Genomic DNA, 20970 nt, shown 5'->3' on the forward strand with positions numbered 1-20970 from the left:
GGAGACCCTGAAGTGAAAAAACCCGTTCAACTGTTCATCGCCGCGGCTGCCGCGGCCTTCGCCCTGTGCGCCGGCGCCCAGGACGCCTACCCGACCAAGCGCATCCAGCTGGTGGTGCCCTTCGCCTCGGGCAACGGCATCGACCAGCTGGCCCGCGAGTACGCGGAAGTGCTGCGCACCGAGCTGAAGCAGCCGGTCGTGGTGGAGAACCGCGAAGGCGCGGGCGGCATCATCGGCGGCACGGTCGTCATGCGGGCCGCGCCGGACGGCTACACCGCCATGGTCGCCGCGCATCCGCCCTTCGCCATCGCGACGCTGCTGCAGAAGACGCCGGCCTTCGACGCTTCGTCCAGCTTCGAGCCGGTGGCGCGGGTCGGCGCGGTGCCGCTGGTGGCGGTCACCGCCAGCTCGATGCCGTTCAAGACCTGGCAGGAGATGGCGGCCTACTTCCGCGCCCATCCGGACAAGGCCAACTACGCCGCGTCCGGCGTCGGCTCGCCGGGCCAGCTCTTCACGCAGCTGATCAAGGCGAAGACCGGCCTGCCGCTGCAGGAGATCTCGTACAAGAGCACCGCGCAGGCCCTGACCGACGTGCTGGCCGGGCAGGTGCAGGTGAGCCTGGTCTCCGTCCCCGCCGCGGCGGAACACATCAGGACCGGCGCGCTGCGGCTGCTGGCCGTTGGTTCCAGCAAGCGGCTGGCGGCCTATCCCGACACGCCGACGATCGCCGAGCTGATCGGCCAGCCCGGCTTCGAGGCCAGCGTGTGGTACGGCTTCCTGATGCCGGCCGGCACGCCGGCTGCGCGCGTCAACAAGTTCTACGACGAGATCGCGAAGGCCAGCGCCACGCCGCGCATCGTGGAGTTCATGGCGCGCGCCTCCATCGTGCCCGGCCTGCAGAACCCGCAGCAGTTCGCCAAGTCGATCCACGACGACGTGGAGACAGCCAGGAAGATGATCCAGGTCGCCAAGCTGCACCCCGAATAACCCGCTCGCCCGAAAGAAGCCTTGCCGATGCGCCGCGACGTCCGTCTCTCCGAATCCTTCTGGGCCGCCGATGCTTCGCAGCAGGTCTGGGAGCTCAGCCTCGGCGGCCTGCTGCGCCAGCTCGCGCGCGAGGTGCCCGAGCGCACGGCGCTGGTCGAAGGCACGCCCGAGCCGGCCGCGCGCCGCCGCTGGACCTACCGGCAGCTGCTCGATTCCGCAGAGACGGTGGCACGCGCCCTGCTGCGCCGGTTCGAGCCGGGCGAGCGCGTCGCGGTCTGGTCCGCGAATTCGGCCGAATGGGTGCTGCTGCAGCATGGCGCGGCGATGGCCGGCCTGGTGCTCGTCACCATCAACCCGGCCTACCTGGCATCGGAACTCCGGCATGTGCTCGCGACCTCGCGCGCGGCCGGCATCTTCCACAGCGGCCGCTACCGCGGCAACGACATGAGCGCCATGCTGGCCGGCCTGCGCGCGGAGCTGCCCGAGCTGCGTGAGGTGTTCTGCTTCTCCGAGTGGCCCGCGTTCGTGGCGAGCAGCGATCCGGCGATCGAACTGCCCGTGGTGGACCCCGCCTCGATGATCCAGATCCAGTTCACCTCCGGTACCACCGGCAAGCCCAAGGGCGCCTGCCTGCACCACCGGGGCGTGGTCAACGCTTCGCGCTTCGGCGCCATGCGCGTGGGCTTTCCGGAAGGCGGCGTGTGGGTGAGCGCGATGCCGCTGTTCCACGTCGGCGGCTGCGCGGGCAGCGAGCTCGGCGCCTTCTCGCAACGCGGCACCTTCGTCATGCAGCCCGCCTTCGATGCCGCGGTGATGCTGGCACTGATCGAGAGCGAGCGCGGCAACCACGTGCATGCCGTGCCGACGATGCTGGTCGCGCTGCTCGACCATCCCGAGCGGCCGAAGCGCGACCTGCGATCGCTCGGGACCTTCATGAGCGGCGGCTCGACGGTGCCGGCGAACCTGGTGCGCCACGTCTGCGAGACGTTCAGTGCGAAGCTCACCATCACCTTCGGCCAGACCGAACTCAACGGCGTGATCTGCCAGACCTTTCCCGACGATCCGCCGCAGCAGCAGGCGAGCACCATCGGCCAGCCGGCGCCCTGCATGGAAGTGAAAATCGCCGACCCCGCCACCGGCCGGGTGCTGCCGCTCGACACGCCGGGCGAGATCTGGGCGCGCGGCTACCAGACCATGCTCGGCTATTTCGACATGCCGGAAGGCGCCGACGGTGCGCTCACCCCCGATGGCTGGCTGAAGACCGGCGACCAGGCGACGATGGATGCCGAGGGCTACCTGCGCATCACCGGCCGCCTCAAGGACGCGATCATCCGCGGCGGCGAGAACATCTATCCGCGTGAAATCGAAGAGGTGCTCTGCGCCCATCCCGCCATCTCGCAGGCCAGCGTGATCGGCCTGCCCGACGAGAAATGGGGCGAGGTGGTGGCCGCCGTGCTGAGGCTGCAGCCCGACGCGTCGCCGGTGCCGGCGACCGAGGAACTGCATGCGTGGTGCCGCGCGCGCCTGGCTGCGTACAAGACGCCGGTGCGCTGGTTCTATGTCGATGCGTTTCCGCTCACGGCCTCGGGCAAGATCCAGAAGTTCGCGCTGCGCGACATGATCGGCGATGCACGCCTGGTGCCCGAGCCCTTCGTGAAGCCGGAGACCGGCCACACGCCACGGCCCCGCGCGGATCAGCCCGCGATCTGAGCCAGGTAGATCTTCTGAAGCCGCAACAGGTGGTTGCGCATCTTCTGCGCCGCCGCGTCGGCTTCGCGCGCACGCAGATGGCCCAGCAGTTGCCGGCGCAGCGGCATCACCGAGCGGTTCGAGGTCGGACCCACCTCGTTGACGAACTTCGCCGTGATCGCCGTCACCGCATCGGTCAGCGTGATGAGCAGCGGATTGCGCGTCATCCGCGCGAGCATGCGATGGAACTCGAGGTTGATGGCGGTGCGCCGCGCGAAGTCGTTCTCTTTCGCGGCCTGCTCGGCCAGCACGACGTTCTGCTCGATCGCATCCACCTCCTCCGGCGTGCAGCGCTGGCACGCGAGCCGCACCACCTCGACGCCGATCAACAGGCGCACTTCGGTCAGATGCTCCGGCTGGATGGTGCCGAGCGAATAGAGATCGGAGATCCCCGCGAGCACCGCGTCGCCGCCGCCATCGCGGATGAAGGCGCCGCCGGCCGCGCCCTTCTTCATCTCCAGCAGGCCGCTGTCGACGAGCGAACGCAGGGCCTGGCGGACCGAGTTGCGGCTGACGCTAAACTGCTCCGACAGATCGCGCTCGGAAGGCAGCCGGTCGCCGGCCTTCAGCCGATGGCTGGCCAGCAAGGCGCGTATCTGGGCCTGGATCTCATCGGCGGGCCGGGTGCCCATCACCGGCTTGAATCGCAGCGCCGCCCGGGTCCGGGACTGTTGTGTCTGTGGCATTCGTAGCGTTTCGTCCAATGTTGCTCTCCCTATGCTAACCACTGCCGTCGCACACGCATGAAAGAAGATCGCACCGCCACGGCATCGCCGGCGGAATCCGCCGCGGCGCCGCGCATCGGCCCGGGCAGCGCGCGCTCGGTGCTGCTCACCCTGCTCGGCGAATTCGTGCACCCGTCGCACGCGCCCACCTGGACCTCGACGCTGCTGTACGCCTTCGCCGGGGTCGGCATCGCGGAGAAGGCGGCGCGCCAGGCGATCGCGCGCGCTGCCGCGGCCGGATGGATCGAGAACGACCGCGACGGCCGCCGCGCGGCCTGGCGGATGACCGAGCGCGCCACGCATCTGATCAGCGAAGGCTCGCAGCGCGTGCGCTCGATCCGCACTGCCACGGCCGCCTGGAAAGGCGAATGGGTCGTGCTGCACATCACCTTGCCGGAATCGCGGCGAGCGGATCGCCTGCGCCTGTACCGGGCGCTGAGCTGGCTCGGCTTCGGCAGCCCCAGACCGGGCTTGTGGATCGGCCCGCACGCGGATCGCGCCGAGGCGGCGCGCGCGGCGGTGGAACAACTCGACCTTGCCGGCAACACGGTTGCCTTCAACGCGCAGTCGCTCGGCTTCGGCGTTGCCGAGCGCGAGCTGGTCGCGCAGGCCTGGGACCTCGACGCGCTCTCGCTGCACTACGAGGTGCTGGTGCAGCATTTCCGGGAGCTGCGGCCGCGCGACGAGGAGGACGTCTTCTTCGCCCACATCGAACTCGTGAATGCGCTGCAGCGCCTGCCGTCGATCGACCCGGGCCTTCCGGCCGCCCTGCTGCCGGCCGACTGGCAAGGCACGCGCGCCGGAGAGCGGCTGGACGAACTGCGCGCGAAGTGGCGCGCCACCGCGCATGCGCACTGGCGCAAGGTGCAGGGCCAGAGCGGCTGACGCCTAGTCGCCCGCCCACTGCCTGGGCAGATCGCGCTTGAAGATCTTGCCCGTGGCATTGGTGGGCAGCGCCTCGCTGCGCAACCACCAGCGCGAGGGCACTTCGAATTTTCCGAGATGCGCGGCCGCATGGCGCCGCAGGTCTTCCACATTCGCGGATGCGCCTTCGCGCAGCACCACCACGGCCGCAACCTCTTCGCCCAGGTCCGCATGCGCCAGCCCGACCACGGCGACCTCGACGACATCGGGGTGCGTCTGCAGGCCATGCTCCACGTGCGCGCAGGCGATGTTCTCGCCGCCGCGGATGACGATGTCCTTCGATCGGCCGACCACATAGAGATGGCCGTCCTCGACGCGGCCGAGGTCGCCGGTCTTGACCCAGCCATCGGCGTCGGCGATCGGCACCGGGTCGCCCCAGTAGCCGAGGGTGACCGTGGGCGTGCGCGCGAAGATCTCGCCGGCGCCGCTCGCATCGGCATCGGCGATGCGCAGCTCCACCACCGGCAAGGGCTTGCCGACGCAGCCGGGCCGGCCTTTCACGTCGTCGCCCGAACCGGCCGCGAGCACGCCGCCGGCCTCGGTCAGACCATAGAGGCTGCCCACGCTTTTCTTCGTCGCCGGGAAGGCCCGCTGCACCTTCTCGCGCAGTTCGACCGAGATCGCCGCGCCGCCCATCGGGATCGAGCGCAGGCTCGAGGTGTCGAACTCGGCGAAGCGCTCGTGTTCGACGACGCGCGACACCATCGTCGGAATGCTGCCCCAGACGCGCACCTTCTCGCGCTGGATCAGATTCAGGATCGCCAGCGGATCGAAGCGCCCTTCGAGGAACACCAGCGAACCGCCCGACAGCAAGGTCGAGAGGCTGATCTGGACGCCGGCCAGGTGGAACAGCGGCACGGTCAGCAGGCTGACGGTGCCCGGCTTGTCCATCGGCAGCTCGTTCGGCAGGCGGCCGGTGAGCGCCAGCAGGTTCTGGATGTTCGCGATCACGCCGCGGTGGGACATCATCACGCCCTTGGCAACGCCGGTGGTGCCGGAGCTGAACATGATGATGGCGAGATCGTCTTCCGAAAGTCGCGTCGGCGGCAGCGCGGCCACGGGCTCGGATGCGTCGATCACCGAGCGCAGTGCACGCAGATCCATCGGATGGAAGGACGGGTCCAGCGCGCGCGCGCCCTCGCGATCGGTCAGCACCGCAACCGGATCGACGGTCGCGAGCGCCTCGCGCGTTTCATCATCGCCCCACCAGGCGTTCGCCAGCACCGTCACCGCGCCGAGCGACTGCAAGGCCCAGAAGGACACCAGCCATTCGAGCGAGTTGTAGGCCAGCAGCACCACGCGATCGCCCTGCGCGATGCCGCGCGCGTGCAATGCCGAGGCCACGCGCTGCACCGCCGCTTCGAATGCAAGAAAGTCGAGCCGGCGTTCGCCCTCGATGACGAAAGGCCGATGGCCCCAGCGGCGCGCATCGCGCAGCAATTCGGGGATCGAGCGCGGCCGGTGTGCGTAGGCGCGGCAGGGGTGGCCGGCTACCGTGACGGTTTCGACCGTGCGCCCCCAGCGCTGCGATGCATCGGGCGTGCCGATATCGGCAGGCGCGGCCGCGGACGGTGAAGCCTGCTGCAGCGTGCTCATTGCGCGCCGCCCATCCGGCCCGCGAGGCCGTCGATCTCGGCGGCGCCGTAGCCGAGTTCTTCCAGCACGGCGCGGGTGTGTTCGCCGGACTCCGGCGGCGGCGGCACCTGTCCGCGGTGAATGCCGTCGAAGCGCAGCGGCGCATCGACCGATCGGGCCTCGCCCACCTGCACCCAGGCGCCGATGGCCTCGGCCTGCGCATCGTCCATGACCTCGGCCGGCGTCTGGATCGGCGCCCACCAGACTTCGTGTTCGTCGAACTTCGCGCGCCAGTAGGCCAGCGGCTGCGCATTGAAGGCCTCGTCGAACAGCGCAATCAGTTCGCGGCTGTTCGTGCCGATGCCGCGCGCATCGCGAAAGCGCTCGTCGTCCACAAGCTCGCCGCGGCCGATGGCACGCAGCACCGGCCCGAGATGGCGCCGCGCCTCGACGCCGACGAGGAAGAACCAGTGGTCGTCCGAGCTGCGGTAGGAGTTGTACATCGGTGTCCGCGATTCGTCGCGCGGGCGCGGCGGCTTGGGCTTGCCGCCGAGCGCCTGCTGTCCGAGTTCGCCGGCGAGGGCCCACATGCCGGTGCGCATGAGCGAGGCTTCGACGAAGCGGCCGTGGCCGGTCTGCCCGCGCTCCATCAGCGCGGCCATCACGCCCGACGCGGCGGCCAGTGCCGTGAACGCATCGCCGATGCCCTGCAGCAGCGCGGCCGGCGGCGTGCCGGCGGTGGTGATCTCGTGCGCGATGCCGGTGCGGCCGTAGAAGGCGGCGATGTCGTAGCCCGGCCGGTCCTGGTCGGGGCCGCCCCAGCCATAGGCGCTGACCGTGCAATAGACCAGGCGCGGATAGCGCTCGCGCACCGCGTCGGCGCCGAGGCCCAGCCGCTGGAGCGCATCGGGGCGCAGGTTGGTGAGCAGCACGTCGGCGCCCTCGAGCAGACGGTCCAGCACTTCGCGCCCGGCTTCGGTCTTGACCTCGAGTTCGATCGAGCGCTTGCCCCGGTTGGCCGCGATGAAGGCGCCGTTGGGCGTGCCGCTGCGCGCCCCCATCGAGGCAAAGATGGTGCGCATCGGTTCGCCGCCGGGCGGCTCGATCTTGATGACGTCGGCGCCCCAGTCCGCGAGCAGGCCGCCGGCCAGCGGCCCGGCCATCCAGTGCGCGAGTTCGACGATCCGCACGCCGCGCAGGGGTCGGGCCTCGCCGCGATCGGGCAAGGCGGGGGTGGAAGGAGCGGTCGATGTGTTCATGCTTGTCATGCTACATAATATTGACGATACGGTCAATATGTGTATCATATCAACAGCCCGCCGCACCCAACCTGGAGCATCGAATGCAAGACGCCGTCATCACCGAGAAGCAGGGCCCCGTCGCCCGCCTCATCCTCAACCGGCCCGACAAGCACAACGCGCTGCGCTTCGCGGATCTCGACCTGCTCGTCGCCGCCTTGCACGAGGCGGAGGAAGACGACGACGTCAAGGTCATCGTCCTCAAGGGCAACGGCCCCTCGTTCTGCGCGGGCCACGACTACAACGATGCCATCCGCTCCTACGGCCTCGAAGACGACGGCAGCGGCGCGAAGCCGCGCCGTCCGAGCCAGCGCTCGCGGCTGTTGCGCGACCGCAAGCTGGGCATGAACTACATGGCCTTCCAGAATTCGCTCAAGCCGGTGATCGCACAGGTGCACGGGCATTGCACGGGCGTGGGCATGTACCTGGTGGAACTGGTCGATCTGGCCATCGCCGCCGACGACGCCACGTTCAGCCACGCCGAACAGCGCCTCGGCCTGGCGGGCAACACCTGGCACCTGAACAGCCAGATCCTGATGTACGGCGCCAAGAAGGCGCGCGAGCTGATGCTGCTGGGCGACGCGTTCGATGGGCGCGAAGCCGAACGCGTGGGGCTGGTGAACCGCGCCGTCGCGCCCGGCGACCTCGAATCGACCGTCGAGGCATGGGCGCAGAAGATCAGCAAGCATGCGCGCGACGCGCTCGTCACCGGCAAGGCCATGCACCAGATGGCACTCGACAGCCTGGGCGGCAGCCAGCAGTTCGCCCGCGGCTATGTGGGCCACACGCTCGGCACCAACCTGCGCTTCGAGAGCGACGAGTTCAACTTCCTGCGCGAACGCCGGCAGGAGGGAACCACCACCACCTTCAAGAACCGCGACAAGCGCTTCGCCGACTGACCTTCCGCCGGGAGCAAGCACCATGGATCTGCACGTCACTGAACTGCGCATCGAGAACCACGTCGGCATCGTGCGCCTCGCCCGTCCGGATCGCGGCAACTCGTGGACGAATCGCATGAATGCCGAGTACCGGTGGTTGATGCAGTCGCTCGAAGACAACCCGGACGTGCGCGTCATCGTGGTCACGGGCGCCGGCCGGCAATTCTGCGTCGGCGCGGACTTCAAGGCGCTGGACCACCATCGGGAATCGGACAAGGACTATGTGGAGAGTTCGCGGCACGAGGACATGGCGCGGCCCGGCCATGGCGTGCGCCCGGAGTTCGACCACGAGCTGGTCTGGCACTGGGGCCTGTCGAAGCCCGTGATCGCTGCGGTCAATGGCGCCTGCGCCGGCATCGCGCTGGCGCTGACGGCCTTCTGCGACCTGCGCTATGCGGCCGCGGGTGCGAAATTCACGAGCTCCACGCCGCGCCTCGGACTGCCGTCCGAATACGGACTCTCGTGGGTGCTGCCGCGCATCGTCGGCCTCACGCGCGCGGCCGAAGTGCTGCTGACCGGGCGCGTCTTCGTGGCCGAGGAGATGCTGGCGATGGGCTTCCTCAACGCGGTGTTTCCCGCCGAGGCCTTCGAGGCACGCGTGCTGGCTGTCGCGACGGAGATGGCCCATGGCGTCTCACCCATCGCAGTGAAGGCCGCCAAGCGGCAGCTCTACGCCGAGCAGCTGGACCATGACCCCGGGCACGCGGTAGAGAATGCGAAGGCCCTCACCGGCAAATTCCTGAAGCACCCCGATTTCAGGGAGGGCGTGGCTGCGGCGCAGGCAAAGCGGGCGCCCTTCTTCGCGGCGCTGTCCGACCTCGGGCCTTGAGCCGAGGCCGAGCGGAGCGCGGCAAGCGCCGCTCGGTGCTGGCGCATCGGCTCGCTGCTTTCCCCATTGACTGGATCTGAATCTTTGTAGATCATTCATTGGGTGACCCAAATTTCGGAACTTGGATCATCCATTTCTCAACCTACCTGCGAACAGAGGTGACTGCCGTGTCCATCGTGCTGAGAACAATCCTCGTGGCCCTTGCCGGCACTCTGCTGTCCGCACAGGCGAACAGCCAGGCAGAAAACTTTCCCTCGCGCAACCTGCGCATGCTCGTGCCCTACAGCGCCGGCAGCGGCGTGGATCTGCTCGCGCGCAGCTTCGCCCATGGCATGGAAGGCCCGCTGAAGCGTCCGGTGGTGGTGGAGAACCGCGAAGGAGCGACCGGCATCATCGGCACGCAGGCTGCTGCACGCGCGCCGGCGGACGGCTACACGCTCATGGCCAATGCCAATCCGCCGTTCATGGTCGCGCCGCTGAGCCAGAAGCCGCCGCCCTACGACGTGCTGACGGCCTTCGCTCCCGTGGCGCGGGTGGGCAGCGTTCCGCTCGTCATGATCATCGCGGCGGATTCGCCGGTGAAGAGCTTCGTGCAGCTGCGCGAATACATCAAGGCCCACCCTGACAAGGCGACCTACGCCTCGACGGGGAATGGATCGCCCGGACAGCTGTACACGGAAACCGTGAAGTCCGCGACCGGACTCCGATTGACCGAGGTGCCGTACAAGTCGTCGACCCAGGCCCTCACGGACGTGATTGGCGGCCAGATCCTGACCAGCCTCGTGTCGCTTCCCGCGGCCGATCAACTGATCCAGCACGGACTCCTGCGTGTTCTGGCGGTCGGATCCCGAGAGCGGCTCAAGCGCTTTCCCGATGCGCCCACCCTGACCGAAGTCCTCGGCTCGCCTCAGGAAGCGAGCGTGTGGTATGGATTCCTCGTGCCTGCCGGCGTCGCCCCCGAGAAGATCGCCGCTCTCTATGCCGCCGTGGCCAAGGTGTTCGACACGGAAGAAGCCCAGAAGAGCCTGCAGACGCTGGGCATCATCCCCGAGCTGCAATCGCCGGCGCAATTCACGGCCTCTCTGCGCCAGAACGCCGAAGCCGCGCGCAGGATGCTCTCCCTCGTGGAACAGAGCAAGTCCTCTCCCTGACCCGCAGCGGGTTGCCCCCATGGACGTCGCCTCATGATTCAAGCCTCCGATACCGAGTTCCATCCGCGTGACCCTGCCGACCGGATCTGGACCGAAACCACCTACCTCGCATTCAACGTTCCCGAGGCGGCGCTGCACGGCACATGCTATGTGCTCGCGCGCCCGAACCTGGGGGTGGCGATGTCGTCCGTCGTCGTCGCGCGTGGCATGCGCCGCCGGCCGCACGAGGTGGACTTCTGCGATCCGCAGATCCATCTCCCCTGCCCATCGTCCTATGCGAGCTTCTCGTTGGCCAACGGGTTGGCGGTGGAGGCCAGATCGCTGACCGACTGGCACTTCCGCTACGAGCACAAGCTCGGCGCCTGCAGCTTCGACCTGCATCTGCAAGGGCTGCACCATCCCTTCGATCCGACCGACCCACGAGAGAATCCGATGATCGAAAAGCAGGCCGCACATTCCGCGGACCCGCGCATCGGCGATGCATGGTCGCACGGGCACTTCGATCTGAAGGGCCGCATCACCGGCACCCTGACGCTGCGCGGGCATCAATACCAGGTCGATTGCTACGAGGGCATGGACCGCAGCTGGGGCCCGCGCAACGAGACACCGAACCGCGCCACCTCGTACATCTCCGTGAACTGCGGCGACGCCATGGCCATGTGGCTGACCATGACCCTCGACGTGACTCCCTCCGGCCATGTGCGCTACGAGCGGTTGAACTCCGGATTTCTCGTTGAACACGGCGTCGTAACGCCCATCGTGGCGGCGCAGGTCGAAGCCGCGACGGTCGACATGCTCGCGATCAGCGACCGCATCGTCGTCACGGACGCGCGCGGGCGCACCCATGAGTTCTTCGGTGCGACGATCGGCACCCGACCGATGGGATCGCTCAACCCTTCGATCGCCGCATTCGTGTCGCTGATGCGCTACCAATACGGCAAGCTCGTCGGCCATGGCGGTCACGGCAAGCTCTTCGGCCTGAGCTATCTGGCAGAACGACTGGCAGGAGGCGACGCATGATCACGACAAACCAAGATGCAGCGACCGCTGCGAGCCTGGACATCCGCGACGACCCCAGCGAAGCGTTCATCGCCGACATGCGCCAGCGCTTCCCGACCGAGCCCGAGACCGACGCGCTGTTGACGCGCAAGATGCGGCGGCGCAGTGGCCCTCCGTATCAACAGGTCAGCCTGGCGCAGATGACGAAGTGGCTTCACGCCATGCTCTCGGATCGGATCCAGGGCAGCTTCACGGTGCGCGATCCGAAATGGCTGACAGGTGGCGCTTCCAAGGTGCAGGTCTCGTTCATGCTGGATTGGGAGGCCCCGGGACGAGGCGCCTGCAGCGACCATCTCGTCATCCGGATGGATCCCTCCGAAGCCTCCAACACCACCAGCCGTGTGCGCGAAGCGGAGTTGCTGGACGCGTTCCAGGACCGGTTGGCCGTGCCGAAGGTGTTCTGGATCGATCGCGAGGCACAGTGGTTTCCGGAACCGGCCATCATCTACACCTTCGTCTCCGGCGTGGCGAAGCCCAGGAGCACGAGCGCCGGCCAGGTCGTGGGCCTCGGAACCAACTTCGGCCCGCGCCTGCGCGAGTTGCTCGCGCCGCAGTTCCTGCGCGACCTGGCGATCATCCACACCGCCGACCTGGGCAGCATGCATTTCGAAAGCATGGAACAGCCATCGGTCGGTTCCGAGGAGGCAGCCCGCTGGCAGTTGAACCGCGCACGGCGCGTCTGGGAAGAAGACCGCGGGGAGGACTATCCCCTGATGGACGTCGCGGCCAACTGGCTCGAACGCAACCTGCCGGTGCTCGACCGCACGAGCGTCGTGCACGGCGACTTTCGCAGCGGCAACTTCCTGTTCGACGGGGCGAGCGGCAACATCACGGCATGGCTGGACTGGGAGCGTGGCCATCTCGGAGATCGCCACCGCGATCTCGCGTGGATGACGCAGCGCGAAAAGGGCCACCTCGCGGAAGACGGCAAGACCTACCTGGTCTGCGGCCTGATTCCACTGGAGGCGTTCTATGAACGCTACGAGAAGGCGTCCGGCCTCAGCGTGGATCCACGGCGCCTGCGCTGGTACCGGGTGCTCAACTGCTTCCAGGTGATCACGACCACCATGGCCACCATGTACCGGGTCGCAAAGCTGGGCAAATCCCACCAGGACATCCTGCTCGCGCGCCTGAAGGCCATCGCGCCGATCGGCGCCCATGAGCTTTGCGAACTGCTGGAAGGAAACCTCTGATGGATCACACCCATATCGGCTTGCGCGCGGCCGTGCGGGCGCTCGCCGATGTCGTCGCACCCGCTGTCGATCCGACGCACGCCCAGGCGCACGACCAGCTGCGGCTCACGATCGACTATCTCGAGTTCGTGCTTCAACGGCTGGATCACCTGCATGAACGGGAGTTGTTCGAATTGCGTCATCACGTGGACTTGGCCAGGCAGGTGCTGGCGGTCACCTCTGCGTACGCCGTGCCATGCTCCGCGGCGCTCGGCACTGCACTGGAACGCGGCGAGAAATCCTTGGCGGAAGTCAACGCGCCGCCGCCGACACTTCGCAACGCCACGGTTGCCCTGGCCGCGGCCGTGGCGCAAGCAGTGCGGGCAGCGCCGCAAATGGCTGCGTCGGCGCGCCAGGACATCGAAGCCCGCGTGCTCCACGCGAGCAAGATGCGCATCTCGTTCGAACGCTCCTGGTACCTGCCGCTCGGCCTGGACGCGGATTCTCACGAGGTCTTGCCGCTTTCCGAGACTCTCGGACAGTCGTTCGAATTCTTCGACAACGACTCCCAAGGGACGCGTAGCGGCTACTCCGATTGAAGCAGCGTCGCGAGCGTGGCTCCGTTCAGCCGGGCCAGATAGTCGTCATGGCCACCCGCGTGGACGTGGCATTGCAGATAGCGCTCAAAGTCCTGCGCGCTGGTGCTGGCTTTGACGTATTCGCGCAGATGCGCTTCGTCCGCCTGGTACAGGCCATGTGAAGCGGTCGGATGTGCGCCGAACGGCACGTGCACGACCGCATCGACCAATACCGACGGCAGCTTGGTCAGGTGATTCGCGCGACGCACTGTCTCGGTGGACACGATGCGGTCCACGGTCACCACCACGCGCCGCGAGGCTTGGGCCAGCATGACGTCGAAGAAAGGCGAGCCGAGGAACTGAACGTTGCCAAGTTCGTCCGACTGCTGGGCGTGCAGAAAGCACACGTCGGGACGGATCGCCATCGTGGCAAGCAGGCGTCGCTCGCCCGGCCCGGTGGGAAGCAGGCGATATTGCTGGGGCGCGTGTCGCGGCAGATCGGTGCCCAGATCCGGAATCGGCATCCAGGGAAGATCGCCCATGCTGGCGCGAAGCCCGCCGGCGAATCCCGGACCGTCGATATCGATGACTTCCAGCTCGCCGGCTTCGGCCGCCTTGCGGAACTGCGGTGCAAGACCATGTTGCTCGAAGCTGATGAAGACGCAAAAGGTGCTTCGCACCGCACCCGCGCCGATCAGCAGATCCGGTGCGATCGAGCCTGGCGCGGGCACCAGCATCAGATCGCCTGTTCCCCGTCGCACGAGGGCACGAACGAGTGCCATGGGTTGGCTGTTGAAGATCCACCCGCCCAGGCCGAGGCTGCTGCCGGGCGTCACGAAGGCCACGGCTTCTTCCAGTGAAATGAGTTTGCTTTGCATGTTTTCCTCCTCAACGCTGCCCATTGCGCAGCAGCCCGCCTCGATCCACCTTCAGTCGCAGCACCGACAGTTCATCCGGCGACGGGGCCTCGGTCGTGGCCGGCGAACCTTCGCACAGGATTTCGAAGCCGGTGTTGCGTTGCACCTGCTCGAGCGAAACGCCTTGATGCAGCGAACGCACGCGCATGGCTTTGCTCACCGGTTCGAAGTCGAAGATGCCGAGCGGCGACACGACCAGGCGCGGGCCGCCCGGCGGCAGCCCTGCCTGATGGCGTGATTCGCCACCGTCCAGATAGCCTGCCCCGCAGATGAAGTCCACTTTGGGCACGAAGGTATGCCGATCGTGCCGTTGCGTGACGACGTAGAAGCGACGCGAGAGTCCGCACAGCGCACTGATGCCCACCGTGCCCGGGCCGCGCAGGCGCGGCCGGTTCTGCGCACCGACGACCGCCGTGTTGATGTTGCCGTGGCGATCGACCTGCAGCACGCTGAGGATGGCGAAGTCGAAGAAATGCACCTTCCAGTCGATGAAGTCGATCATGTCGGGCAGGTCGAACAATGCCTCGGCCGCCTGGATGTTCGCGTAGCCGGCAGTCGGCAGCAACCGGTCGCGCACCGGATTGACCATGCCGCCAGGGCCGGAGACCCACCACAGGGACGGCGCGTGTCGCGCGCGAGCCAGATTGCAGGCCGCTACCTGGATGTCCGAATTGGTACCGATGATGGCTTTTTCACCATCGGCGAGATCACGCGCGAGCACGATCGCTGAGAGTTCGGAACTGCTGAATGTCGGTTGTTCGTTCATGGGACGCTCTGTTCAACGGGATTTCTGCATGCGCGCATGCGCCTTGAGATAAAGCACTTCCTGGCGCTGGAGGTGGCGCCGCATCTCGTCGGTCGCGGCGGCCGCGTCGCGCGCTCGAAGCTGACGCAACAGCCGGCGCCGAAACGGCATCACATAGCGGTTCGGCGTGCGTTCAATGGCGCTGACAAATTGGCCCGTGATGCCGACCACGGCGTCGGCCACGGCCACCAGCAATGCGTTGCCGGTCATGCGCGCCAACAGCTTGTGGAACTCCAGGTTCAATTCGGTACGCCGCGCGAGATCGTTCTCGCGCACGGCTTCTTCGGCAGCCGCCACGTTGGCTTCGAGGCGATCGAACTCGGCCTCGCTGGCCCGCGCGCAGGCCAGCCTCACGACCTCCGTGCCGACCAGCACCCGCATCTCGGTCAGGTCCTGCGGCCGGATGGTGCCGAGTGCGAAGAGATCCGAGAGCACTGTCGCGACCGAGCCGGCACCATGGTCGCGGATGACGGCTCCGCCGCTCGGCCCCTTGCGGATCTCGAGCAGGCCCTGTTCCTGCATCGAGCGCAGCGCCTGCCGCACCGAATTGCGACTGACGCCGAACTGCGTCGACAACTCGCGCTCGGTCGGCAGGCGATCGCCGGCCCTGAGTTCCTGCAACCGAAGTCTCGATCGAACCTGCTCGATGATTTCGGTTGCCGGTTGACTGCCGGCAACCGGGCTGAAGCCAGCCTTCACGCGCGACGCCAGGAAGCGCGGAGACGCGACTTCGGCCGTCGACGATATCGACAGGGGTGAACGAGTGAGCATCGTTGACTTCGTTTGAATGGGTCACTCATAATACATCTATGGATGACCCATTAACTTCTATTTCGCAATCTCCACCTCCGGTCGCGGCGCAGGACCCACGAGTTGCCGGGCCCCTGGCCGGCATTCGCGTGGTCGACCTCAGCAGCTACATGACCGGTCCGCTGACGGCGACGACCCTGGCCGATCTCGGCGCCGCGGTGATCAAGGTGGAGCCTCCCGGCGGCGACGGGTTTCGCGGCTTCGGGCACAAGGTCAACGGCTGGAGCGCCCTCTGGTCCAGTTGCAATCGCGGCAAGCGCAGCATCGTCCTCGATCTCAAGCAGCAGGCTGGACTGGAAACGCTGAAGTGCCTGCTGGCAGACGCCGACGTGCTGGTCGAGAACTGGCGCCCGCACGTGGCCGCATCGCTCGGTATCGGAAACGCGGTGCTTGATGCCGTGAATCCGGGGCTCGTGCACTTGTCGATCACAGGGTTCGGCGACAGCGGTCCGCTGGCGCACGCACCCGCCTATGACTCGCTGATCCAGGGCTACACCGGCATGGCCCACCTGCAGGGCACCGAGGGAGCGCCAGCCGTGGCCGCATACTGGGTCGTCGACAAGGTGGTGGCGGCCTTCGGCGCGCAATCGGTGCTGGCGGCGCTGGTGCAGCGGCAGCGCACAGGTCGCGGCAGCCACGTCTCGTTGCCCATGCTGGACGTGGCAGCCTACTTCAACTTCAGCGACATGGCGCAGCACCGCACCTTCGTCGGCGACGAGACGCCCTGGAAAACGCCGTTCAATCCAGTGGTGCGCACGGCCGACGGCCATTTGATCGTCACGCCAGTCAACGGCGGGCAACTCTCGAGAACGCTCAAGGCGCTCGGGCGCGCCGACCTCAAGGACCGCATGCTCGCCATGAAAGATCACGGCGAGATGATCGATTTCTTCTACCGCAACCTCAATGAGATTCTCTCGACGCGTCCAACGGCGCATTGGATCGCGTTCTTCGCGCCGCACGATGTTCCGGTCGCGCCCGTGATGTCGCTCGAGCAGCATCTGGTCGATCCGCAGGTCCTGCACAACCGCATCTACCACGAAGTGCCCTCGCCGGCCGGAGCGCCGCTTCGAACGCCTCGCTATCCGGCCCGCTTCGACGGCACGCTGCTGGCTCCGGCCGCGGCGCCGCCGGTCGTCGACGCGGATGCCGCGCAGGTGCGCGCCGAACTCTCTTCCACTTCGTCGAATCGACAACCATGACACTCACAGATCAAGATGCCGAAGTAGCGCGATCCGTTCTCTACGAGAAGAAGGACGGCAGGGCGTACATCACATTCAATCGTCCCGAGAAGCGCAACGCGCTGACCTATGCCGCTTTCGACCGGCTGATGGATTGCCTCGGTGATGCGCAGCGCGACGATGACGTCCGCGTGATCGTCATCCGCAGCGCCGGAGATCATTTCTGTGCCGGGCACGATCTCGCCGAGATCGGCAGCGAGTACGGCTTCGACCCGAGCGGCAAGGGTCGCCGGCCCAGTCAAAGGGCCAGGCTGAACTTCGACCGGCGCCATCTCGACCAATTCCGCGAACTGCTCTATTGCAGCAAGCCGACGCTGGCGCTGGTGCGCGGATACTGCGTCGGCGCGGGCCTGCACATCGTGGAAGCCTGCGACCTGGCGATCGCCAGCGATGCGGCTCGCATGGGCCATCCCGAACAAAAGGCGGGCCTGGCGGGCGCCGCCTACATGACCGCCTGGAACATCATGGCCGCCGGTCCGAAGAAGGCGCGCGAGTTGCTCCTGATTGCGGACGTGCTGCCGCCGCAGGAACTGGTGCAGATGGGGCTGGTCAACAAGGTCGTGCCGGACGACCAGCTCGAGGCGGCGGGCGAGGAATGGGCAGACCGGATCACCCGCCTGCCGCGCGACGCCATCGCGATCGGCAAGGCCGCCACGCACGTGGCGCTGGATTCACTGGGGATGACAAGCCAGTTCACCCACGGCTACGTGCTGCACGCCTTGTCCACCAACATCCGTTACGAGCAGGACGAATACAACTTCATGAAGCAACGCCGCGAGAACGGCGTGCGTGCCGCCTCCCACGGGCGAGAGTCGCGCTTTCGAGAGAGCGGCGACGGCTCGGGCTCCGATGCGGGCGGTGAAGCGTGATGCATGGCGGCGGTGCCGCGCGGGCACTGGCGGATGTTCGCGTGGTCGACTTCTCCGCGATGATCGCGGGGCCCTACTGCACGCGTTGGTTGTCCGACCTCGGGGCGGACGTCATCAAGGTGGAACCACCGGAAGGCGACCACATGCGCCATCGGCCCCCGCTGCGCGAGGGGCACAGCACTTTCTTCGGCCACCTCAATGCCGGCAAGCGCTTCATGTCGCTCGATCTGAAGCAGGCCGAAGCACGCGAACTGGCCGAGCGCATGATCGCTCGCGCCGACGTGGTGGTGGAGGCCTTCAGGCCGGGCGTGATGCAGCGGCTCGGTTTGGGTTCGGCCGAGATGCGAGCCAGATATCCCAGGCTGATCTATTGCTCGATCTCCGGTTTCGGCCAGTCCTCGGGCTGGTCCGACCGGCCCGCCTATGGGCCCGTGGTGCACGCTGCCAGCGGCTTCGACTTTGCGCTGGGCTCCGATCCGTCCGGGCAGCCCAGGAGCGCGACCATGCCCCTGGCCGACATGTTGACCGCGATGTTCGCGGCGATGTCGATCCAGACCGCGCTGATTTATCGCCGCGCGACGGGCCTGGGCACCGAGATCGACGTGAACCTGATGGACAGCGTGCTGAACGTCATGCCCTACGAATTTCAGAATGCGCAGCAACCGATACGGCAGCCTCGACCGGTCTACCGGCCCATGCGCGCTCGTGACGGTTGGATCCTGGTGACCCCGATCAACCAGCGCAATTTCGTGAATCTCTGCGGTGTATTGGGGCATCCGGAATGGCGCGCGGACCCCGAACTGGCCACCGAAGCCGCCCGCTTTGCCCACTGGGGCGCTTTCATGGATCGCATCGAAGCCTGGACCCTGCAGCATGACGCCGCCGAGTGCGAGCGAGTCTTGACCGCCGGCGGCGTCCCATGCGCACGCTACCGCGACTTGAGGGAGGTGCTCACGGATCCGCAGTTCGCAGAGCGGGACAGCTTCGGGACCATCCACGATCCAGCCGGCGACTTCCTGGCAACTCGCCTTCCCTTCGCATTCGAGAACGTACGGCCGCCGACCGGCGAGACCGTCTCGTCCCTCGGTGCCGACACGGCCGGTGTCTTGCGCCACGACCTGGGCGTTGGCGAGGCGCAACTCGACGAGCTCGTGGGCAAAGGCGCCGCGATTTGCAGTTCAGAACATTAGGAGACCACCATGCTTTCACGACGCCAAGCGATCGCCACCTGCCTCGCCGCCCTTCTGACTTCGGGACAAGTCACATGGGCCCAGACTTCGACGGACGGCCCCATCCGCATCATCGTGCCGACCACCCCCGGATCGACGCCGGACCTGCTCGCCCGACTGATCAGCCCCAAACTGTCGGAGCGCCTTGGCCGAACAGTGATCGTCGAAAACCGGACCGGTGCTTCCGGCAACATCGGCACCGAGGCCGTGGTCAGAGCGGCGCCCAACGGCAACACCCTGCTGGTGGCCGCCAGCACCTTGGCCACAGGCGCCACGCTTCAAAGGTCGATCCCGTTCAACGCGGCGAAGGACCTCGCGCCCGTCACGCTCATGGGCTGGAACCGCCTCGTGTTGGTGACGCATCCTCAGACCGGACTCAAGAGTGCTGACGACTTCGTGCAAGCGGCGCGCAGGAATCCCGGCAAATTGAGCTACGGCAGTCCCGGAGACGGAACGCCCAACCACTTGGCGGCGGAACTGTTCAAGGCGCGCACGCAGATCTATGTCATGCACATCCCGTATCGGGGCTCGGCGCAACAGCTGACCGATCTGCTCGCGGGGCAGATTGACATGGCCCCCCTGACTGCGATCGTCGCCGCGCCCTACGTTCGATCCGGCAAGCTCGTTGCGCTCGCGGTGACGGGCAGCAAACGCTCCCCCCTGCTGCCCGGCGTGCCCGCTCTTTCCGAGGTCGGCATCAGGGATGTCGACGGCAATATCTGGTACGGCATGTTTGCGCCACGCGGCACCCCCGACGAAGTGATCGCTCGTTTGAATGGCGTTGTCAAAGGCATTCTGCGCGAGATGGAATCTTCGTTGGCTCAACAAGGATTCGAGGTGGAGGTTTCGACGCCTGAGGAACTCCAGCGACTGCTCGTGAAGGACACCGCTCGCTGGGCGGAGCTGGTCAAGCTGCAAGGCATCAAGGCCGATTGAGGCGCTCAAGAAACTCGGATGGATTTGAAATGATATTCACGGAAGAACAACAGGCTTTCCGCGACAGCGTGCGAAGGGTCGTGGAGCGGCACGTGGCACCGATTGCAGCGGAGATCGACGAGACCGACCGTTTCCCCACTGAATTGGTAAAGCTCTTCGGAGAAATGGGATGGGTGCAACTTCTGGTCCCCGAGCAATATGGTGGCCCGGGCGGCAACCTCACGATGATGTGCATCGCGCGCGAGGAGATCGCGCGGGTCTCCCCGGCCTGCGCAACCTTGGCGGGACTCAACACCATGCTGGCCATGCCGCTGCTCCATTTCGGCACCGAGGCGCAGCGACAGAGAATCCTGCCCCTTCTGGCTCGGGAAGGAACTGTCACCGCGACCGCCATTTCCGAACCCCAGGCCGGGTCCGACGTCGGTGCGATTGCCACGCGGGCGGTCCGCAAGGGAGATCACTATGTACTGAACGGGCGCAAGCAATGGTGCAGCTATGGTTGCGAGGCCGAGTTCATCATGCTCTATGCGCGAACCAGCGATGAGGTCGGGGCGGCTGGCATCAGCGCCTTCCTGCTGGAACCCAAGCGCATGAACGGCATCACCTTTGGCCGACACGAACGCAAGATGGGTTTTCGCGGCGCGCCGAACACGCCGATCTTCCTCGACGACGTGGAGGTGCCGGTTGAGAACCTGGTCGGAGACGAGGGCAGGGGATTTCGTGCCTCGATGCGAGCGCTCGACATGAACCGGCCCACCATCGGCGCCCAGTGCGTGGGTCTGGGACAGGGAGCGCTCGATGCCGCCATCGCCTATGCGCGCGAGCGGCGGCAGTTCAAGCGCAGCATCTCTGATTTCCAGGGGATCCAGTTCATGCTCGCGGACATGGCGATTCAGGTCGAAGCGGCGCGCGGCCTGGTGTACCAATGTGCCGGTGCCGCAGATGGCGGTGACTGGAAGCGACTGAACTATCTTGCCAGCGTGGCCAAGTGTTTCGCCAGCGATATGGCCATGAAGGTGACCACGGATGCGGTGCAGGTGTTTGGCGGCTATGGCTATACGCGCGACTATCCCGTGGAACGGTGGATGCGCGACGCCAAACTGACGCAGATTTTTGAAGGGACGAATCAGATTCAGAGGATCGTCATCGCCCGCGAGTTGTTGAGCGGTTGAACAGCATGA

The 20970-nt window shown here is 66.7% G+C and carries 20 protein-coding genes; 14 read left to right on the forward strand and 6 right to left on the reverse strand.

Going from position 1 to position 20970, the window contains the following annotated elements; translation table 11 throughout:
- Positions 1-12 precede the first annotated feature (12 nt).
- Together WDLP6_RS15320 and WDLP6_RS15325 are read left to right on the forward strand one after the other, a co-directional pair.
- Positions 13-987, forward strand: coding sequence for a Bug family tripartite tricarboxylate transporter substrate binding protein (locus WDLP6_RS15320; RefSeq protein WP_162593025.1), 975 nt, complete (start codon positions 13-15; stop codon positions 985-987).
- 27 nt (positions 988-1014) lie between these two features.
- The gene (locus WDLP6_RS15325) at positions 1015-2697 is read left to right on the forward strand and encodes an AMP-binding protein (protein WP_162593026.1); all 1683 of its coding nucleotides are present in this window, start codon (positions 1015-1017) and stop codon (positions 2695-2697) included.
- Here WDLP6_RS15325 and WDLP6_RS15330 read toward each other — a convergent pair.
- Positions 2682-3422 (reverse strand): FadR/GntR family transcriptional regulator, encoded by a 741-nt coding sequence (locus tag WDLP6_RS15330; RefSeq protein WP_162593027.1) that lies wholly within the window; start codon positions 3420-3422, stop codon positions 2682-2684. The two genes, WDLP6_RS15325 and WDLP6_RS15330, sit on opposite strands and share 16 nt — an antisense overlap.
- Positions 3423-3479: 57 nt before the next feature.
- Between WDLP6_RS15330 and WDLP6_RS15335 the strand changes: the two genes are divergently transcribed.
- A complete protein-coding gene (locus WDLP6_RS15335) occupies positions 3480-4346 on the forward strand; it encodes a PaaX family transcriptional regulator (RefSeq protein WP_162593028.1) in 867 nt (288 codons plus the stop codon).
- Positions 4347-4349: 3 nt separating this feature from the next.
- On the opposite strand, the gene WDLP6_RS15340 is transcribed toward WDLP6_RS15335, so the two are convergent.
- Both WDLP6_RS15340 and WDLP6_RS15345 read right to left on the reverse strand, forming a co-directional pair.
- Positions 4350-5981, reverse strand: coding sequence for a class I adenylate-forming enzyme family protein (locus WDLP6_RS15340; protein WP_162593029.1), 1632 nt, complete (start codon positions 5979-5981; stop codon positions 4350-4352).
- Complete coding sequence (locus WDLP6_RS15345) at positions 5978-7219, reverse strand: CaiB/BaiF CoA transferase family protein (RefSeq protein ID WP_162593030.1); 1242 nt, start codon at positions 7217-7219, stop codon at positions 5978-5980. The genes WDLP6_RS15340 and WDLP6_RS15345 overlap by 4 nt, the downstream gene beginning before the upstream one ends.
- A gap of 83 nt (positions 7220-7302) precedes the next feature.
- Between WDLP6_RS15345 and WDLP6_RS15350 the strand changes: the two genes are divergently transcribed.
- The 6 genes from WDLP6_RS15350 to WDLP6_RS15375 all read left to right on the forward strand — a co-directional run bounded on the left by WDLP6_RS15350 (position 7303) and on the right by WDLP6_RS15375 (position 13006).
- A complete protein-coding gene (locus tag WDLP6_RS15350) occupies positions 7303-8157 on the forward strand; it encodes an enoyl-CoA hydratase/isomerase family protein (RefSeq protein ID WP_162593031.1) in 855 nt (284 codons plus the stop codon).
- 22 nt (positions 8158-8179) lie between these two features.
- Positions 8180-9025: an enoyl-CoA hydratase-related protein gene (locus WDLP6_RS15355; protein WP_162593032.1), complete on the forward strand. Its 846-nt coding sequence runs from the start codon at positions 8180-8182 to the stop codon at positions 9023-9025.
- 167 nt (positions 9026-9192) lie between these two features.
- On the forward strand, positions 9193-10176 hold the full coding sequence (locus tag WDLP6_RS15360; RefSeq protein WP_162593033.1) for a Bug family tripartite tricarboxylate transporter substrate binding protein: 984 nt from the start codon (positions 9193-9195) through the stop codon (positions 10174-10176).
- A 33-nt stretch (positions 10177-10209) separates the two neighbouring features.
- Positions 10210-11196 (forward strand): DUF7065 domain-containing protein, encoded by a 987-nt coding sequence (locus WDLP6_RS15365; RefSeq protein ID WP_162593034.1) that lies wholly within the window; start codon positions 10210-10212, stop codon positions 11194-11196.
- Positions 11193-12428 carry a phosphotransferase family protein gene (locus WDLP6_RS15370; RefSeq protein ID WP_162593035.1) on the forward strand — a complete coding sequence of 412 codons (1236 nt, stop codon included), beginning with the start codon at positions 11193-11195 and terminating at the stop codon, positions 12426-12428. Before WDLP6_RS15365 ends, WDLP6_RS15370 begins: the two co-directional genes overlap by 4 nt.
- Positions 12428-13006: a hypothetical protein gene (locus WDLP6_RS15375; RefSeq protein WP_162593036.1), complete on the forward strand. Its 579-nt coding sequence runs from the start codon at positions 12428-12430 to the stop codon at positions 13004-13006. The genes WDLP6_RS15370 and WDLP6_RS15375 overlap by 1 nt, the downstream gene beginning before the upstream one ends.
- Here WDLP6_RS15375 and WDLP6_RS15380 read toward each other — a convergent pair.
- From WDLP6_RS15380 to WDLP6_RS15390, 3 genes are read right to left on the reverse strand one after another with little or no spacing between them, the layout of a single operon-like run.
- Positions 12994-13863 (reverse strand): CoA transferase subunit A, encoded by an 870-nt coding sequence (locus WDLP6_RS15380; protein ID WP_162593037.1) that lies wholly within the window; start codon positions 13861-13863, stop codon positions 12994-12996. The genes WDLP6_RS15375 and WDLP6_RS15380 overlap by 13 nt on opposite strands.
- A gap of 10 nt (positions 13864-13873) precedes the next feature.
- Positions 13874-14668, reverse strand: coding sequence for a CoA-transferase subunit beta (locus WDLP6_RS15385; protein ID WP_162593038.1), 795 nt, complete (start codon positions 14666-14668; stop codon positions 13874-13876).
- Between the two features lie 12 nt (positions 14669-14680).
- Positions 14681-15478, reverse strand: coding sequence for a FadR/GntR family transcriptional regulator (locus WDLP6_RS15390; protein ID WP_162593039.1), 798 nt, complete (start codon positions 15476-15478; stop codon positions 14681-14683).
- Between the two features lie 2 nt (positions 15479-15480).
- On the opposite strand from WDLP6_RS15390, the gene WDLP6_RS15395 reads away from it, so the two are divergent.
- From WDLP6_RS15395 to WDLP6_RS15415, 5 genes are read left to right on the forward strand one after another with little or no spacing between them, the layout of a single operon-like run.
- Positions 15481-16716, forward strand: a complete 1236-nt coding sequence (locus tag WDLP6_RS15395) for a CaiB/BaiF CoA transferase family protein (protein ID WP_162593040.1) — start codon at positions 15481-15483, stop codon at positions 16714-16716.
- The gene (locus tag WDLP6_RS15400; protein ID WP_162568008.1) at positions 16713-17624 is read left to right on the forward strand and encodes an enoyl-CoA hydratase/isomerase family protein; all 912 of its coding nucleotides are present in this window, start codon (positions 16713-16715) and stop codon (positions 17622-17624) included. Before WDLP6_RS15395 ends, WDLP6_RS15400 begins: the two co-directional genes overlap by 4 nt.
- Positions 17624-18814, forward strand: a complete 1191-nt coding sequence (locus WDLP6_RS15405; RefSeq protein WP_269475574.1) for a CaiB/BaiF CoA transferase family protein — start codon at positions 17624-17626, stop codon at positions 18812-18814. Before WDLP6_RS15400 ends, WDLP6_RS15405 begins: the two co-directional genes overlap by 1 nt.
- 9 nt (positions 18815-18823) lie before the next feature.
- Positions 18824-19789 (forward strand): tripartite tricarboxylate transporter substrate binding protein, encoded by a 966-nt coding sequence (locus WDLP6_RS15410; protein WP_162593042.1) that lies wholly within the window; start codon positions 18824-18826, stop codon positions 19787-19789.
- Between the two features lie 29 nt (positions 19790-19818).
- Positions 19819-20961, forward strand: a complete 1143-nt coding sequence (locus WDLP6_RS15415) for an acyl-CoA dehydrogenase family protein (RefSeq protein WP_162593043.1) — start codon at positions 19819-19821, stop codon at positions 20959-20961.
- Positions 20962-20970 lie beyond the last annotated feature (9 nt).

The organism is Variovorax sp. PBL-E5 (genome assembly GCF_901827185.1).
Taxonomy (GTDB): domain Bacteria; phylum Pseudomonadota; class Gammaproteobacteria; order Burkholderiales; family Burkholderiaceae_C; genus Variovorax.